This window comes from Promicromonospora alba (assembly GCF_042654905.1).
Classification (GTDB): domain Bacteria; phylum Actinomycetota; class Actinomycetes; order Actinomycetales; family Cellulomonadaceae; genus Promicromonospora; species Promicromonospora alba.
The window spans coordinates 502,670-520,491 of the sequence record NZ_JBHSFI010000001.1; the positions used below are offsets into that span (position 1 = coordinate 502,670).

Genomic DNA, 17,822 nt, shown 5'->3' on the forward strand with positions numbered 1-17,822 from the left:
GATGGCGCATTGTCATGACGCGTCTACCCCCCAGCAGATGCGGTCAAGCCGTTCGGTCTCGACCAGCTCGCGGTAGACCCTCACGTCGTCAATTGCGCCGCGGAACGGCCACTCCGGGACGCCCGCGCGCATACCGGAGCCGAGACGCATCGGACCGGGTGCGGTCCATGCCACGGGATCGATCTCAACCGTGACCGGATCTGGCGTCTCCAACTGCGCGGACGGGTCGCACACCCGCACGCTCAGCGTCGGATTCGCGGGATCCGAAGCGTCATAGATCCCCACGACGTGCACCCACTGCCCGGCTATAGCCGGCACATCGGACCGCACAGCCGTATGGCCCGCGTCCGTGGTGTCAGCGTCCTTGACCCACAGTCCCCAGCACGGCAACTGACGGTCCGTCTCATCGGTCTCCGTACCGCAGTCCGCGCTGTCGGTGTACCCCAGGTGGAAGGCGCCTCGCTTGGCGCCTTCCTGCGAGATCGCCGCGCCAACACCGGAGAAGTTGGCTGCCGGTTTGATGAAGGCCATCATCGTGTAGGACTTGTCGATAGCCACGGCCGGCCCACTCGTCCGCGCCACGCCCGTCCCGTCGAACACCAGAGCCTTGTCACCGACGAACCGCGGGTCGTCCGGATCATTGGGGTCGACGAAGGTCTCCCTGAGCGCACCCGTACCCCACGACACGCCGGATGACCAGGTCAGGTTGCCTGCTGTGGGGGCGCTGGTCACCTCGTTGAGCGACGTCGTACCCGTGCCCTCGTCCAGGTGCCACAGGCCGTCCCGAGCGGGGTACCCCACCCAGAACTCATACTTCTCGACCGGCGACCAGTTCCCAGCCACATCCTGGGACTGGACCTCCACCTCGTTGTAGCCCGACTCGCTCGGCGCGAACGACACGGACCTTGAGCTGCTGCCTGACGTCGTGATGGTGTCGGCCTTCTCCCCATTGTTGAAGGAGTACTTGTACAGCTTCAGGTCGGTGGAACCGTTCGCCGACAACGTGAAGGTCCCGGCTTGCCCGACACCACCCGCGACGCCCGCAGGCCACGACGGGTACTTCGACGAGTTCACCTCAGGCGCGTTCGGCCCCGTCACGTCGGGACGGATATAGCAGTTCGTCTCCGACCAGCCGGTCGACTTGCCCGAGGAGTCCCTCGCGGCAGCCTGCCACCGGTACGTGCGCTGGCTGGTCAGCTGCCTGTCCTCGGGCACACGCACCCGGTGCTCAGACGGACTGGCTTGAAGACCCGTCCAACCCGACTCCCACCGAACAGTGCCGGCGATGTGATCGACCACCCGGAACTTCAGCTCAACCGACTGGTTCCACGGCGCTTCACCTTCCGGATCTACGCCCGCCGCCCGAAACAACGGCACCCTGGTGCGAACAACGGTCGGAGAGCTCGAGAACCCCGCGCACTCCAACTCGTCGCCCGTCATCTGAGCCTGCGTCCGCATCGACGCCGCCGAGGGCATGTAGGGCGGCCGGTTGAACGTCACCGTGAACTGGGCCTTGTGCGACGAGCCGTTCAAGGTGTTCGCGACATACCGCTGCCACTTATCTTGATTGCCCTCGTCAACGGCCCGCAGACCGAGCGTGACATAGTCCCAGTCGCCGTTCGCGACCGACACTGCGGCGGCTTTTGCGCCCCACGACACGCGGCTCGACCGCCCGGTGCACCCATCCCGGTGCGTCACCGACTTCTGTGATTGGAACCGGTAGTCCTGCCAGTTGCCTCGCGAGTCCCAGTCCGTCGCGGACGACACCCCGTTCTCCGCTGTCTGGTAAAGGTCTACGCCGTACTTGTTGCAGGTGTAGGAGTGACTCCCGAGCGCCGAGAACGTGGCACCCGACACGTGACTACCCGACACACCCGCTGGCAGGCCCGACATCGAGAACTCGAACAACAGCCGCGAGACACTCGTCCGGTCGCATATCGGATAACCCCATGTCGGGCACAATCCAACGCCCTCGGAGTCCGAGAACTTGTAGGACGCCGAGCTTGTCGGCCACCCGGAACGGACAGCAGTCCACTCGTGCAGTCCGCCCTTGATCTGCGGGTCGATGTAGAACGGGCCGACCGCATCCGGGTCCGCGAACATCGCGTCGTCCGCGGTCGCGACCACGGAACGCCCATCCGCAGCAATCTCCATGTCCATGGCAACCACCTGATCGCCATCGACCGGGGCGATCAGACGATCGACGCTGCCCGCGTCGCCCTCGTCCACGACGTCCGCCGACAAGCGTGCGAGCGACCCATCAGGGGCAGCTCCAGGACTACCTGCCGAGGAGTCCCACTGCTGGGGACGTCCACCGGAGAACACCGTCACGTCGGAGTCGCCGTCGTCCTGCGAAGCAGTCGTCACGTCGACCACCTGGAACTCGCCCGATTCGAGCTCGGTGCCGTCGCCACCATCGACCGGCTCCGCGACCTCGACCCGCAAGTCGTCCGACACCTCGTAAGCGAACGACAACCCGGCGCCACCGGATGCCTGCTCCAGCAACTCGTAGGTGTCGACGTCGTCGATCCGCAGCACGGGGATCAGCCCCGTGCCGTCATCTTCGACGGTCACCACCACCGCGGCGCCGGGAATCGTGGACTCATCGGGCCGCACCAGGGGAAACTCTGCACGCAGCGGGTTGTTCAGATCGAGAACCGGCTCGCCGACCTCGAACGGAAGCGTCGGCAGGCTGATGGAGACCTTGCGGTCGCCCGCAGGCGGCGTGGGCACCTGACCAGGTTCGTTGTCCCAGCCCACGTCGCCCGCCGTACCCGACGGGTCCGACAGCTCAGCGAACGGTTCGCCAGGCCCAGCCGCCCGCAAATCGATATCAAATACGCCAGCAGCCACGGTCAGACCACCAGGCTCCCCCGGATCAGTCACGATCTCACCGGACGCCGGCACCCAGGTCTCGTTCACACGCGTCCTGGAAGCAGTCGCGGTCGAGACCCAGCGGATTTGTCCATTCGGCTGAACAAAGTAGGTGTCCCACGGGGTACGAGCCGCGGCGATCTCTACGTCGTGACCGCAAGCTGACGCGACCTGAACCGGATCCACGCCTGGATCAGTCAGTACATCAACGCACTCGACCGGGCCGTCCACCGGGAGTACGTCGTCCGCTTGCGCCACGCCACCCGCCGCGCTGAGGCTGACCCCTACGAGACTGAGCGATAGAACCGACGCCCAGATCCGGCGCGCCCTGCCAGCGGTTGGTACCCGCATGTTGACTCCCGATCGCCCACACCACACCATGTCGACCAAGACCCAACCATTGGCACGCAAAGCACGTCAATGAAACAATCCGGACTTCACCCGCTGACAACCGGCTTCGGGATCTGGCCGCCTCAGGCGGCGCGGGCCCAGGTCAGTGCTGCTCAGCCGGCGGCAGATCCCTGCCGATGAGCCTGGTGATCGCCACCTCGGTCGCCTCGGCCATGTCGACCGATCCAGGTTCAAGGAGCCACTGCAGCTGCAGCCCGTCCATCGTCGCGACGATCACCCGGGCCGTCGTCCCGGTGTCGACGTCGGCTCCCACCTCGCCCAGCTTCTGCGCTTCGTCGAGCGCCTCGACCACCAGGGCGTGCAACCCCTGGTACCGGTCCCGGAACCAGCCCTGCGCGGGATGCCGAGCGGTCACGCTCTCCGCAGCCAGCACGGTGTAGAGCCGCACGATCCCCTCGCGCTCGGCGTTACGCCGCGTGGTCTCGACCAGGTGGCGCAGGAACCCCAGGCCACGGGGGCGTTCGTCGCCGAGCTCCTCGATGTCGGTCGAGTCGCGCAGGTCGAGTACCCCGGTGAGCAGGCCTGCTTTCGACGAGAAGTAGTGCAGCACGCCGGCCTGGGTCAGACCCACCCGGTCGGCGATCTCCGCCAGCGAGGCGCTCTGGTAACCGCGTTCCGCGAACGTCTCCATGGCGATGCGCAGGATCTCCGCCCGGCGCTCCACGGGAGGACGCCGCACCCTGGTTCGCCCGCCTTCTCGTGTCATCCGAGCGAGTCTACGGACCAGCCAGGACCGGCGGGCACGACCCTCCGAGCCGGCGATCAGCACTGCGGAAGTCCCTACCTACCGAACACTCGGTAGGTAGGAGTAGGCTCACCGCAAAATCCACCCATCGAGGGAGTCGCAATGACGCGCACCACCCGCACCGGGTCCGTCCGGACAGCGCTCGCCACGCTCAGCCTGCTGGCCGTCGGCGCCGCCGGCATCGGCCCTGCGGCGGCCCCGGCGGCCGCCGCACCGACCACCGCACACGTCTGGGTCACGACCGCCGACGGCAGCCGCAAGCTCGCCGACGGCGGCACGCTCAACTTCGACACCGGCCCACAGGCGCTCGACATCCGCGTGAACCCTGGCCAGGTCGCCCAGCGTTTCACCGGCGCCGGCGCCTCGGTCACCGAGGCGTCCGCCTCGCTGATCAGCAGCCTGCCCTCTGGCACCCGCGACAGCCTGATGCGGTCGCTGTTCTCCCGCACGGGCGACGGCATCGGCCTGAACTACCTGCGCCAGCCGCTCGGCAGCACGGACTTCAACTCGGGCGGCTTCTACACCTACGAGGACACGCCCGGGCAGTTCAGCATCGCCCGCGACCAGCAGCAGATCCTGCCTCTGCTGCGCCAGGCGCTGTCGATCAACCCCGGCATCCGGTTCATGGGCAGCCCGTGGTCGCCGCCCGCCTGGATGAAGACGGGCGGCTCGCTGAACGGCGGCAGCCTGCGCGCCGAGAACTACGACGAGTACGCCGACTACCTGGTCCGGACGATCCAGGCGTACGCGCAGCAGGGCGTGACGCTCAGCGACCTCACGGTGGCGAACGAACCGCTCTTCGCCACGAGCTACCCCTCGATGAGCATGTCCGCGGCCGAGCAGGCCCAGTTCTTCCGGGTGCTCGACGCCCGGCTGACCAGCGCCGGCCTGAGCACGCAGCTCTTCGCCTACGACCACAACTGGGACCGGCCGGACTACCCGCTGGAAGTCTTCTCGGGCACACAGGGGATCTCCCGCGTCGTCGGCGCCGCCTTCCACTGCTACGGCGGCTCCCCCGAGGCCCAGGCCCAGATCGTGGCGGCCGGCAAGCGCGTCTACTTCACCGAGTGCTCGGGCACCGACAGCGACAACGCGGCGACCACCTTCGGGGACACGCTCATCTGGCACGCGGAGAACCTCGTGGTGCGCAACATGCGCAACGGCGGCGAGACGACCATCAGCTGGAACCTCGCACTTAACCAGAGCGGCGGCCCGCACCAGGGCCACTGCGGCACCCGCTGCAACGGCGTCGTCGAGATCGCCGGAGGCACGGTCACCCGCAACGCCGAGTTCTACGTGCTGGGTCACCTGAGCAAGTTCATCGACGCCGGCGCCCGGCGCATCGGCTCGACCAGCGAGCAGTCGGGCGGCCTGCAGAACGTCGTCTACCAGAACCCGGACGGCACCCGCGTCGCCTACGTCGTGAACGCGTCGTCCGGGAGCCGTACCTTCTCGATCACCGACGAGGGCCGCTCGCTGACCCACACCCTGCCCGGCCGGGCGGTCGCCACGTACACGTGGGACCCGCGGTCGACCACCACCCCGACCGACCCGGACCCGGCGTCCTGGTACCAGGTCGCATCGTCCGCGAGCGGCAAGTGCCTCGACGCCGCCGGCTGGGGCACCACCGACGGCACCGCGCTGCAGCAGTGGTCCTGCGGCGACACCGCACAGGCGAACCAGCGCTGGCGCTTCACGCCCACCACGAGCGGCTACTACCAGGTGACCAACCAGCACGCCGGCAAGGTCTGGGACGTCGACGGCGGCCCGGGCGCCGTCGCCAACGGGGCGGCGGTGCACCTGTGGTCCTACGTGGGCGGCACCAACCAGCAGTGGCGGCCGACGGCGACCGGTGGCGGCCTCACGTTCACCGCCCGCCACAGCGGCTCGTGCCTGACACTCGGCGCCGCGACCGGGACCGACGGCACGCGGCTGACCCAGCAGCCGTGCACGGGTGCGGCCACGCAGGTCTTCCGGCTCAACAAGGTCGGCTGAGCCCGTACCGTCCCACGATCCGTGCGGGAGCCCGGCCTGGCTCCCGCACGGTTCGCGCCGCCCGCGTCGTCGTCGGCTACTGGAAGTCCCGCGACCGCGCCGGAACGGTCAGCGTCAGCGTCGCCAGATGCTCCGCCACCAGGTTCACCGCACCGTCGGCCGCCTCGATCCGGCCGCGCACCACCATGGCCTGCGCCGACCGCGCGACCTTCCGGAACCGCTGCCACAGCCCGACGCTGCAGATCACGTTGAGCAGCCCGGTCTCGTCCTCCAGGGACAGGAAGGTCACTCCCCCGGCCGTGCCCGGCCGCTGCCTGTGCGTCACCACCCCGCCGACGGCGATCCGGCGCCCCTGCTCAGTGGCTATCGCCTGCGCCACGGTGAGCACCCCCGCCGCCTCCAGCCCGGGGCGCACGTGCTGCGTCGGGTAGGAGTCGGGTGTGACGCCGGTGGCCCACGCGTCGGCCTGGGACAGCTCGATCTCGCTCATCCCGGGCAGCATCGGGGCGTCGACGCCGACGCTGACGCCGGGCAGCGTCGTCGGCCCTTCCTGGCCGAGCGCGCCCGCCGCCCACAGACCTTCCCGCCGGTCGATGCCGAGCGGCTCCAGCGCGCCGGCCGTCGCGAGCGCCTCGAGCTGCGGTGTCGACAGCTCGACCCGCCGGACGAGGTCCCGCAGGTCCCGGAAACCGGTGGTCGGGTCGTCACCGCTGGTCGAGCCTGTCGAGACCCGAGCCGCCACGATCTCCTCCGCCTTGTCCTTGCCGATGCCGCGTACGGACTCCAGGCCCATGCGGACCGCGAGCGCCGGATCGGCCCGGACGAGGTGGGCGACGGCGGTCTCGACAGGCTCGACCAGCGAAGAGGGATCCACCCGCTCCACGCTGGCCAGCACCCGCGACTGCGTCACCGACGGCCGCAGCACGCGCACCCCGTGCCGACGGGCGTCGGCGGCCAGGGACTGCGGTGAGTAGAACCCCATGGGCTGGGCGGCCAGCAGCCCCGCGTAGAACGCGGCCGGATGGTGCACCTTGAGCCACGAGCTCACGTACACGAGGTGCGCGAAGGAGTAGGCGTGCGACTCGGGGAAGCCGAAGTCGGCGAAGGCCTTGAGCTTCTCGAAGATCTCGTCCTGCTTGTCGGGCTCGACCTCGTTGGCCGCCATCCCGGCGTAGAACCGGTCGCGCAGCTCCTCCATGCGTTCCTGCGACCGCTTGGATCCCATCGCGCGGCGGAGCTGGTCGGACTCCTTGGGTGAGAACCCGGCGACTGCGATCGCCATCTGCATGAGCTGTTCCTGGAACAGCGGCACCCCTAGGGTCCGCTTCAGCACTGGCTCCAGCAGGTCGTGGGGATAGGTCACGTCCTGACGTCCGCGCGCCCGCTCGATGTACGGATGCACCGACCCGCCCTGGATGGGGCCAGGGCGGATGAGCGCCACCTCCACGACGATGTCGTAGAACTCGCGCGGCTGCAGGCGCGGCAGCGTCGCCATCTGGGCGCGCGACTCCACCTGGAAGACGCCCACGGTGTCGGCAGCACACAGCAGGTCGTACACGAGCGGGTCGGAGTCGTCGGACAGGTCGTGCATCTCGTAACGCTTCCCGGTGTGCTCCTCGATGGACTCGAACGCGTACCGGATGGCGGTCAGCATGCCCAGGCCCAGCAGGTCGAACTTCACCAGCCCTGCGTCCGCGCAGTCCTCCTTGTCCCACTGCAGCACCGTGCGACCCTCCATGCGGGCCCACTCCACGGGAACCACCTCGATCACCGGCCGGTCGCACATGACCATGCCGCCCGAGTGGATCCCCAGGTGCCGGGGCAGTCGGAGCATCCGGTCGGCGAGGTCGAGCACGTCGTCGGGGATCTCCCCCTCCTCCGCGGCAGACGGCGGCGTGCGGAACGGCACGACGTCGTGGGAGTCGTCGGCGCGGGCCGGCCGGGGCTCGCCCGGGGCGCGCGATTCCTCGGCGAGCACGTCGACGAAGACCCCGGGGCCGCTCGCGTTCGTGCGCCCGGGACCGGGCCGTCCGGCGTCCAGGTGCCCGACGTGCGGGCGTGGTTCCCGCGGACCCCACAGCGCGGTCATCCGGGCGTCCTTGGCTGCGGTCTTGTTCTGCGGTCCGGCCGACGGCGGTTCTGCTGGCGGAGCCGATGACCCGGCCGCCGCACCGCCGTCGGACACCGTGCCGCCCGACGGCACCAAGGGCTTGAGCGACCCCCAGCGCTCGATGGACTTGGACCACGCGTCCTGCTGCCCGATGTCGTAGCCGAGCGCGCGGGCGGCGTCGCGCACCGCGGAGCGCGGACGGTAGGAGATGACGTTCGCGACCTGTGCCGCGTGCCTGCGCCCGAACTTCTCGTAGACGTACTGGATCACCTCCTCGCGCCGTACGGACTCGATGTCGATGTCGATGTCCGGCGGGCCGTCCCGCTCCGGCGCGAGGAACCGCTCGAACAGCAGCCCGTGCTTCACCGCGTCCACGGCCGTGATCCCCAGGGCGTAGCAGACCGCCGAGTTCGCGGCGCTGCCCCGTCCCTGCGCGAGGATCCCCTGCTCCCGGCAGAACCTCACCAGGTCGTAGACCACGAGGAAGTACCCGGGGAAGTGCAGATCGGTGATGACCTTCAGCTCGTGGTCGATCTGTTGCCACGCCTTCTCGTTGCTCCCGCGCGGGCCGTAGTACTTCGTCGCGCCCTGGTAGGTGAGCTCCCGCAGCCAGGACGCCTCGGTGTACCCGGGCTCCACCGGGTACGGCGGCAGGTCGGGGGCGATGAGCTTGAGGTCGAACGCGCACTCCTCGCCCAGCGCCGCCGCCGTCGGCACGGCCTGCGGGTGCCTGTGGTGCAGGCGCGCCATCTCCGCACCGCTGCGCAGGTGGGCGGTGGGCGCGCCGGGCAGCCAGCCGTCCAGGTCGTCCAGGGAGGAGCGGGCCCGGACGGCGGCGAGCGCCCCGGCGAGGTCGGCGTCCCGGGGGCGCGCGTAGTGCGCGGCGGTGGTGGCGACCAGCGGCAGGCGCGCCTCTTCGGCCAGCAGGGCGAGCGCGTCGTGCAGGTCGGCGTCGCGCGGGTCGCCGGTAGCGGTGATCTCGACGGCGACATTCTCCCGCCCAAAAACCCCAACCAGCCGCCCAAGCTCGTACCGCGCACGATCCAGCCGATCCCCCCGACTCTCCCCAAACCGTTGAGTGCTGGGTATTTGTCCTGTCGGAACGTTTCGAGAGGACAAATAGCCAGCACTCAGCGGGGCCGTCAAGGCTTGGTGGACGGCGCCCTTGCGGCAGCCCGTGAGGACCAGCCACTCGCCCTTTGATGCCTCGCCCAAGGCCTCCAGGGTGTAGTTGGCCGCGCCCTTGACGCCCGCGTCCAGGTGCGCGGTACCGATCGCGCTCGACAGGTTGCGGTAGCCGTGCTCGCCGCGCGCGAGCACGAGCAGGTGCGTGGCGCGCGGGTCCGGGGTGCCGGTGGGCGGGTCGAGCACCGGCGCGCCGTTCGTGCCCGCGGGGGCCGGGAGGTGCAGCTCCGCCCCGAACGAGGTCTTCAGCCCGACCTTCTTCGCCGCCTCGGAGAACCGCACCACCCCGTACAGCCCGTCGTGGTCGGTGATCGCGAGCGACGTCAGCCCGAGCCGCGCGCCCTCGGCCGCGAGCTCCTCGGGGTGGGAGGCGCCGTCCAGGAAGCTGAACGCGGAGTGCGCGTGCAGCTCGGCGTACGGCACTCCGCCGGTCAGCACGCCGTCAGTCATAGAGCGCCTCCAGGGACCATTCCCCCGCCGACGACGACAGCAGCAGGCCCAGCGTCGGGGCCTGACCGCCGTCCGCCACCACCTGGAGGAACACGCGGCGCCTGCCCTGCGGCGTCCACCATCGCTCGGCGACCGGCCACGGCCCCGCCCAGTCGACGACGACGGCGTCGAGCCCGCCCCACGCCCCCTCACCGGGCACGACGACGCGCGCCGGGTCCCCGCTGACCGCGAGCCGCACGTCGACGACGACGGGGCGCCCGGCGTCGTCGAGCACGTGCGCGGGGACCGGCTCCGGCAGCACGACGGACGGCGCGGGCGGCGGCAGGGCGCCGGGCCAGGGCCGGTCGGGGTCACGCTCCGGCGGGACCTGCTCGCCGAACGGGACGAGCTGGACGCGGTCGCGGGGATCGCGCCCGCCCTGGAGCCGGACGGTGAGCACGGCGTCGCCGCCGAGCAGCGCCTGCACCCGCTCGACGGCCCGTCGGGCGCGCAGGTCCTCGCCCGCGCCGGGCCCCCACAGGCGCGGCTGCAGCGCCCCGGCGGGCGCGACCTCCTCGGCGGCCAGGGTCAGGCCCGCGATCGGCGCGGGCGCGACCCCCTGCCCCAGGGACGACGCCGTGAGCCAGCCCTCGAGCTGCCAGCGCACCCGGTCCGTGATCCGGGCCGCCGACAGCCCGCCGAGCGTGTCGTCGGTACGCCACAGCCGTTCCAGGGTGCGGGCCTCGCCCGTGACCGGGTCGACGGCGCGCGCCGTGATCCGCAGCCGCCCGCAGGCGAGGCCGCTCCGGCTCAGGTCGTCGTGCAGGTGTTCGGCCAGGCGGCGGGCCGCGAACGTGGCGACGTCGACCCGGTGCGCCGGCGGGTCCAGCTCCTCGGTGACGGTCAGGTCCTCCTCGAGCCGACGCCGGGCCGGCGGCCGCACGTCCTGCCCCCTGGCGAGACGCTGCGCCCAGACGCCGAGGTCGCCGAAGCGGGCGGCGACGGCGGCGTCGGGCAGCGCGGACAGCTCAGCCAGGGTGCGGATGCCGAGGCGACGCCACAGGTCGACGAGCTCGGTCAGCGTGCGGTCCCCGGGCCGGGCGTGCACGAGCACGGCCGCCGGCCGTGGCGCGAGGTAGTCCCGCGAGGCACCAGGCGGCACGACGGCGTCCTCGCGGGCCGCGAGCACCGCGGCGAGGAACCCGTCGGCGACCCCCACCTGACACTCGTGACCGGTGCGGACGGCGACCTGCTCGGTCAGCTCCCGAGCCAGGTCGCGCTCGGAGCCGTGATACCGCGCCGCGCCGCCCGACGGCAGCAGGAGCAGGCCGGGGCGAGCGATCTCCAGCCCGGAGACCACCGTCTCGGCGGCGACGGCGACCGGCTCGAACTCGCGGGCGTCGCGGGCGTCGTCGGCGGTCCAGAGCTGCAGGTCCGGACAGCGGCCCTGGGCCTCACGACGGCGCATGCCGCGGCGCACCCCGGCGCTGCGGGCAGGTGCGGACACCGCGACGATCCGCCCGCCGGGGCCGCCCGTCACCGCCGCGGGCGTCTCGGGGCCCAGGCCGGCGACGACCAGGGCCGCGACGACCGGCCAGTCGGGCACCCAGAGGCAGGCGGTGCGGGTAGCCGCTCCCGCCGTCGTGGGGCCGGAGCGGTCGGTCATCCGACGAGCTCCAGCCGCGGACGACGCTCGGAGCCCTCGACCGGCGACCCCGCCACGGAGCCCTGGTCACCGGAAGGCTCGACGACGCCGAGCGCTCCTCCGCCGATCGCTCCCCCGCCCGCCGTTCCTCCGGCGACCGCCCGCCATACCGGCACCTCGACGTCCAGGTGCAGGGGCCGCGACGCGTTCCCCCGCCCGGTGCGCCGCACCCGCAAGGTCCGACGCCGCAGCCAGCCAGCCCCGTGATCGACCCCCGCCCAGTCCCCCTCGGTCGCCTCGAGCACCACGTGCGCCCCGGCCCAGCCGACACCCCCCGCCCCTCGTTGAGTGCTGGATTTTCGCCCTGTTTGAGGCCGTTGGAGGGGCGAAAATCCAGCACTCAACGGACCCGGTGCGGGGGCGGGGAGGGCAGCTACCAGTACCGTTCCTCGGTCGCGGGCCCGGGTGGTCAGCCGACGGCGGTCCTGCTCCAGCAGCGCGACCTCCGGCCCGATCACCACGATGTCCATGCCGTCGATCAGCGCGGCGAGCACCGCGGGCGCGTCGACACCCGACCCGGCCGGCAGCGGCACGACGAGGGTGCGCGCCAGGTCGCACCCGGCGTCGGCCGCGGCGGCCATGCCGGCGGCCGGGTAGCCGACCAGCACCGTCCAGGCACCGTCGCGGGACGCCTCGGCGAGCAGCGTGAGCAGGAGCGACGTCGAGCCCTGGACCACGACCGTGGTGCCGGTGCGCAGGCCGCCGTCGGGCAGGAGGGACGCGAGGCGCGGGTCTACCGGCAGGACGCGGGTGTCCCCTTCGGCGGGCCCGGCAGCGAGGGGCTCGGGGCGGACCGCCTGGATGGTCCGTGCGGCCGTGGCCTGCTTCCGTACGCCGGTGCGTACCTCGGCGGACCGCAGGGCTGCGAGCGCCCGGGCGTGCCGGGTAGCGGCGGTGTCGTCAGCGTCGTCGGTGTCGTCGGCATCGACGTCGAGGGCGATCGCCTCCGAGGACGCAGTTACAACGGTCATGACCCTCCAGCGATGGTGTCTGCCGGTGGTGACCGGATCGGTCGAGCACCTCATCGAACGCCTGTTCGATAGAACACCAGTACACCTCTCGCGGGGTGCGCCTGTCAAACCATCGACCTCGCAACACTGCGGCGTCCGGCGCGCTCCGCTGCCGCAGGCCGCCGACCTGCGAGGGCACCATCAGGGTGCCGAGATCGACCTGCACCGGACCGGCGCATCGGGCCCGGCGCCGGTCCCTGACATCGGCCCCTTGCACCAGCGCATCACTGACTTCGGTCCCTTGCCTTGAGATCGGTCAATCGAACGACCGATCTCAAGGCAAGGGACCGAAGTCAGAGGTCTGGCACAGCAAGGGACCGAAATCGCAGGCCGCCCTGGCACACCAGTACCGCCCCAGCGAACTCAGGCCTCCGGCACGTAGAGCGACAGCGTGTGCGCGACCAAAGCCGGCTTCTCGGAGCCCTCGATCTCCACGGTGACCTTGGCCGCCAGCCGTACGCCGGTGGGGCCCGGGTCGGCGGAGAGGATCTCGGTGTGGGCCCGCACGCGCGAGCCGGCCGGCACCGGGGCGAGGAACCGCAGCCGGTCCAGGCCGTAGTTCATCACCATCGCGGCGCCGGCGACCGAGATGAGCGGCGCCGCCAGGTGCGACAGCAGCGACAGCGTGAGGTACCCGTGCGCGACGGTGGAGCCGAACGGCCCGGCGGCCGCCCGCTCGGCGTCGAGGTGGATCCACTGGTGGTCCTCGGTGGCGTCGGCGAACGCCGCGATCCGCTCCTGCGTGATCTCGAACCACTCGCCGGTCGCCGTCCGCCCCACGGCGTCCGCGAGGGCCGCCGGCGACTCGACGGTGATGACGTCGCCCCCTTCGATGCTCATGCCTTCGGCCCGCCCGCCACGTACAGCACCTGGCCCGAGACGAACCCGGACTGCTCCGCGCAGAAGAACGACACGGCGTTGGCGATGTCCTCGGGCTGGCCCACGCGACCGACGGGCACGTCCTTGGCCGCCACGCCCAGGTAGTCGGCCAGCGGCATGCCGATGCGCTCGGCGGTCTCGCGGATCATGTCGGTCTCGATCACCCCGGGGGCGACGGCGTTCGCGGTGACGCCGAACTTGCCGAGCTCGATCGCCAGGGTCTTGGTGAAGCCCTGCATGCCCGCCTTGGCGGCGGAGTAGTTGGCCTGGCCGCGGTTGCCGAGCGCCGAGGTCGAGGAGAGGTTCACGATGCGGCCGAACTTGGCCTCCACCATGTGCGCCTGCACGGCCCGGGTCATGAGGAACGCGCCCCGCAGGTGCACCCCGAGCACGGAGTCCCAGTCACTCACGGACATCTTGAACAGCAGGTTGTCGCGCAGGATGCCGGCGTTGTTCACCAGCACGGTGGGCGCGCCCAGCTCGGCGACCACCCTTTCGACGGCAGCGGCGACCGATTCATCGGAGGCGACGTCGACGCCCACGGCGAGCGCGCGGCCGCCGTCGGCCACTATGGCCTCCGCCGTGGCCTTGGCCTGCTCCTCCAGCAGGTCCAGGACGGCGACGGCGTAGCCGTCCTTCGCGAGCCGGCGGGCAGTGGCGGCGCCGATGCCGCGGGCCGCTCCGGTGACGATGGCAGTGCGGGTCATGAGGTGTTTCCTCTCGTTGCGAACGATGGCAGGTGAGCCAGGAATGACAGGTCAGAAGGTCACGAGCTGCCGCAGCGCCGCACCGGACGCGAGGCGATCGAGTGCGGCGGGCAGGTCGTCCAGAGTGATGCGGTCGGAGACGAGCCGGTCCAGGGGCAGCCGTCCGGCCCGCCACAGCTCGACGTAGCGCGGGATGTCGCGGCTGGGTACGGCCGACCCGAGGTAGGAGCCCACCACGGTGCGGGCTTCCGCGGTGAGGCTGAGCGGCGAGATGCTCGCCCGGGCGTCGGGGTGCGGCAGCCCCACCGTGACGGTGGTCCCGCCGGGTGCGGTGAGCGCGTACGCGGTCTCGAACGCGCGGGCCGAGCCCGCTGCCTCCACCACGACGGGGGCACGCACCCCCTGCTCAAGCGCCTCCTGCGGCCCGGCGGCGGTCGCCGCGCCCAGCTCGCGCGCCAGGTCCAGCTTGGCGGGCACGGCGTCGACGCCGATCACCTCGTGCCCGAGCGCGACGGCCACCAGGAGCGCCGCCATGCCGACGCCGCCCAGGCCCACGACGGCCACGCGGTCGCCCGGCGCGGGCCGCCCGGCGTTCACGACGGCGCCGCCGCCGGTCAGGACCGCGCAGCCGAGCAGGGCGGCGACGTCGGGCGGGACGTCGTCGTCCACGGGGACCACCGAGGTCTCGGACACCACGGCGTGGCTCGCGAACGCGCTCACCCCGAGATGGTGGTGCACCTCCTGGACCCCGCCGGCCTGGACCCCGCCGGCCGGAACGGGACGGCTCAGCCGCCGTCCGCCACCCACGAGCGTGCCGGCCCCGTTGGCCGCCGACCCCACGGAGCAGGGCAGGCGACCGTCGGTCGCGCACTCGGCGCACTGTCCGCAGCGCGGCAGGAACGTCATCACCACCCGCTGCCCGATCGCGAGCCGCGCACCCGGGCCGACACCCTCCACGATGCCCGCCGCCTCGTGCCCGAGCAGCATCGGCACCGGCCGCACACGGTTGCCGTCCACCACCGACAGGTCGGAGTGGCACAGCCCGGCCACCTCGATCCGCACCAGGACCTCGCCGTCCTGCGGCGGGTCGAGCTCCAGCGGCCCGACCGTCACCGGCCGGGACTCCGCATAGGGCGCGGGCGCGCCGCAGCGCTCCAGCACCGCACCGGTGATCCGCATCAAAGCTTCTCCAGCACCATCGCCATGCCCTGGCCGCCGCCCACGCACATCGTCTCCAGACCGTACTGGCCTCCGGCGTCCGTGAGCGCGTTGATCAGGGTGGACGTGATGCGCGCCCCGGTCATCCCGAACGGGTGCCCGACGGCGATCGCGCCGCCGTTGACGTTCAGCCTCTCCTCGTCGATACCGAGCTCGCGCGCCGAGGGGATCACCTGGGCGGCGAACGCCTCGTTGAACTCGACGCGGTCCATGTCGTCGACGGTGAGCCCCGCGCGGGCCAGCGCCTGCCGGCTGGCGTCGACGGGGCCGAGGCCCATGATCTCGGGCGACAGCCCGCTGACCCCCGTGGACACGATGCGGGCCAGCGGCTGCAGGCCCAGCTCGTCCACTACCCGGTCCGAGACGATCACGAGCGCCGCGGCGCCGTCGTTCAGGGGGCACGCGTTGCCAGCGGTGACCGTGCCGTCGGGGCGGAACACCGGGTCCAGCGTCGCGAGCGTCTCGACGGTGGTGCCGGCGCGCGGGCCGTCGTCGGCGGAGACCACCGTACCGTCGGCGAGGGTGACCGGCGTGATGTCCCGGGCCCAGAAGCCTGCCGCGATCGCTGCCTGCGCGCGCTGCTGGCTGCGGGCGGCGAACTCGTCCTGGTCCGCACGCGTGACGTTCCGCAGGGCGGCGACGTTCTCCGCCGTCTGGCCCATGCTGATGTACGCGTCGGGCAGCACGCCCTCCAGGCGCGGGTCGGTCCACAGCCCGGTCCCGGCGCCGGCGCGCTTCTCGGTACGGGCCAGCGCGTCGGCGAACACGGGGTTGTGCAGGTCCACGCCCGGGATGTAGTCGCTCGACCCGGTGGCGAACGAGCTCACGGACTCGACGCCCGCGGACACGAAGACGTCGCCCTCGCCCGCCTTGATGGCGTGGAACGCCATGCGCGTGGTCTGCAGGCTGGAGCTGCAGTAGCGCGTGACGGTCGCGCCCGGCACGGTGTCCCAGCCGCACAGCACCGCGACGATCCGGGCCATGTTCATGCCCTGCTTGCCGCCGGGCAGGCCGCAGCCGAGCAGCAGGTCGTCGATCCGGGCCGGGTCCAGCCCCGGCACCTGTTCGACGGCGGCGGCGACCATCATGGCGGCGAGGTCGTCGGGGCGGACGTCCTTGAGCGACCCCTTGTGCGCCCGCCCGATGGGCGAGCGGGCGGTCGCGACGATGTAGGCCTCGGTCATAACTCCTCCTTGAGCTGTGCTGCGACGATACTGCGACGGCGCCGTGCTGTGACGACGTGCCGCGACGAGAGAACAGCCCGGATCAGACGAACGCCGCGTGGCCGGTGATCGCCCGGCCCACGATGAGCTGGTTCATGTCCTTGGTGCCCTCGAACGTGTACACGGCCTCGGCGTCGGCGAAGAACCGGGCCACGCCGTGGTCGAGCGTGATCCCGTTGCCGCCGCACGCCTCGCGGCACAGCGCGACGGTCTCCCGCATGCGGGTCGTGACGAACGCCTTGGCCATCGCGGCGTGGGCGTCGGTCTGGGTACCGTTGTCCTGGAGCTGGGCCACGCGCACGCACATGGCGAAGCCCGCGGTCACGTTCGCGTACGCGGTGGCGAGCTTGTCCTGGATCAGCTGGTAGCTCGCGATCGGGTTGCCGAACTGCTCGCGCTGCTTGGTGTACGCCACGGCGGCCTCGTAGGCGCCGATCATGGTGCCGAGTGCCTGCCAGGAGACGCCGTCGCGGGTGATCCGCAGCACCTTGGCCAGGTCACGGAAGCTGTTGATGTCCGCCAGGCGGTCGGCCTCGTGCACCTCAACGCCGTCGAGCACGATGTCCGCGTTCTGCACGATGCGCAGGGACTGCTTGCGCTCGATCTTGGTGGCCGTGAAGCCTGGCGTGCCCTTGCGCACCAGGAAGCCCTTGACCTGGTCGTCGGCGGTGTCCTTGGCCCAGACCACCACGACGTCGGCGAACGTGGCGTTGCCGATCCAGCGCTTGGCGCCGTTCAGCACCCAGGTGTCGCCCGTGCGGGTGGCGGTGGTGCGCAGGCCCTTGGCGGTGTCGGAGCCGGCCAGCGGCTCGGTGAGCCCGAACGCGCCGATGAGGTCGCCGCTCGCCATGGGCGGGAGCCACTTCGCGCGCTGCTCCGCGGAGCCGCCGACGCCGATCGACGTCATCGCCAGGCCGCCGGACACCCCGATGAACGTGCAGAAGGACGAGTCGACGCGCGCCGTCTCCATGCCGACCCAGCCGCGGAACACCGCGGAGGTCTCCTCGCCCTGCGTCTCGGCCCAGCCCGACCCGATGGTGCCGAGCTGGGCGTAGGGCTTGAACAGGTGGACGGGGCACTCGGCGCGCTCCCAGTAGTCGTCGGCGATGGGGCGCACCTCGCGCTCCATGAACTCGCGGACGGCCAGCGCCTTCTTCTGCTCGGCCGGGGTGAGCAGGTCCTGGAACGAGTAGAAGTCGGCCTCCAGGGTGTCCGTGCGGGGCGACTCGGGTACGAGCGTCATCGGTCCTCCGATCGTCGTCGATCTGGCTGGTCGGTGCTGGTCACGGCGCTGGCGGTCAGCACAGACCGACCAGTCGGTGTCCAGTATG

Annotated in this window: 11 protein-coding genes; 1 reads left to right on the plus strand and 10 read right to left on the minus strand. The window is 71.5% G+C overall.

Features of this window, described 5'->3' with window-relative positions; all coding sequences use genetic code 11:
* Window positions 1-12 precede the first annotated feature (12 nt).
* Window positions 13-2,922: a LamG-like jellyroll fold domain-containing protein gene (locus tag ACFO6V_RS02320; RefSeq protein WP_377131764.1), complete on the minus strand. Its 2,910-nt coding sequence runs from the start codon at window positions 2,920-2,922 to the stop codon at window positions 13-15.
* Window positions 2,923-3,367: 445 nt separating this feature from the next.
* Window positions 3,368-3,991 (minus strand): TetR family transcriptional regulator, encoded by a 624-nt coding sequence (locus ACFO6V_RS02325; RefSeq protein WP_377131766.1) that lies wholly within the window; start codon window positions 3,989-3,991, stop codon window positions 3,368-3,370.
* A 141-nt stretch (window positions 3,992-4,132) separates the two neighbouring features.
* Between ACFO6V_RS02325 and ACFO6V_RS02330 the strand changes: the two genes are divergently transcribed.
* A complete protein-coding gene (locus ACFO6V_RS02330; RefSeq protein ID WP_377131769.1) occupies window positions 4,133-6,025 on the plus strand; it encodes an RICIN domain-containing protein in 1,893 nt (630 codons plus the stop codon).
* Between the two features lie 76 nt (window positions 6,026-6,101).
* On the opposite strand, the gene ACFO6V_RS02335 is transcribed toward ACFO6V_RS02330, so the two are convergent.
* The 8 genes from ACFO6V_RS02335 to ACFO6V_RS02370 all read right to left on the minus strand — a co-directional run bounded on the left by ACFO6V_RS02335 (window position 6,102) and on the right by ACFO6V_RS02370 (window position 17,734).
* On the minus strand, window positions 6,102-9,770 hold the full coding sequence (locus ACFO6V_RS02335; RefSeq protein WP_377131771.1) for an error-prone DNA polymerase: 3,669 nt from the start codon (window positions 9,768-9,770) through the stop codon (window positions 6,102-6,104).
* Entirely contained in the window at window positions 9,763-11,415 is a 1,653-nt protein-coding gene (locus ACFO6V_RS02340) for a DNA polymerase Y family protein (protein ID WP_377131773.1), read from the minus strand. Before ACFO6V_RS02340 ends, ACFO6V_RS02335 begins: the two co-directional genes overlap by 8 nt.
* On the minus strand, window positions 11,412-12,425 hold the full coding sequence (locus ACFO6V_RS02345; RefSeq protein ID WP_377131775.1) for a hypothetical protein: 1,014 nt from the start codon (window positions 12,423-12,425) through the stop codon (window positions 11,412-11,414). Before ACFO6V_RS02345 ends, ACFO6V_RS02340 begins: the two co-directional genes overlap by 4 nt.
* Before the next feature lie 402 nt (window positions 12,426-12,827).
* On the minus strand, window positions 12,828-13,304 hold the full coding sequence (locus ACFO6V_RS02350) for a MaoC family dehydratase (RefSeq protein ID WP_377131777.1): 477 nt from the start codon (window positions 13,302-13,304) through the stop codon (window positions 12,828-12,830).
* Entirely contained in the window at window positions 13,301-14,050 is a 750-nt protein-coding gene (gene fabG / locus ACFO6V_RS02355) for a 3-oxoacyl-ACP reductase FabG (protein WP_377131779.1), read from the minus strand. The genes ACFO6V_RS02350 and fabG overlap by 4 nt, the downstream gene beginning before the upstream one ends.
* A 51-nt stretch (window positions 14,051-14,101) precedes the next feature.
* Window positions 14,102-15,229, minus strand: a complete 1,128-nt coding sequence (locus ACFO6V_RS02360) for a zinc-binding dehydrogenase (RefSeq protein ID WP_377131781.1) — start codon at window positions 15,227-15,229, stop codon at window positions 14,102-14,104.
* Window positions 15,229-16,452, minus strand: coding sequence for an acetyl-CoA C-acetyltransferase (locus ACFO6V_RS02365; RefSeq protein WP_377131783.1), 1,224 nt, complete (start codon window positions 16,450-16,452; stop codon window positions 15,229-15,231). Before ACFO6V_RS02365 ends, ACFO6V_RS02360 begins: the two co-directional genes overlap by 1 nt.
* Window positions 16,453-16,534: 82 nt before the next feature.
* Entirely contained in the window at window positions 16,535-17,734 is a 1,200-nt protein-coding gene (locus tag ACFO6V_RS02370) for an acyl-CoA dehydrogenase family protein (protein WP_377131785.1), read from the minus strand.
* Between the last annotated feature and the right edge of the window lie 88 nt (window positions 17,735-17,822).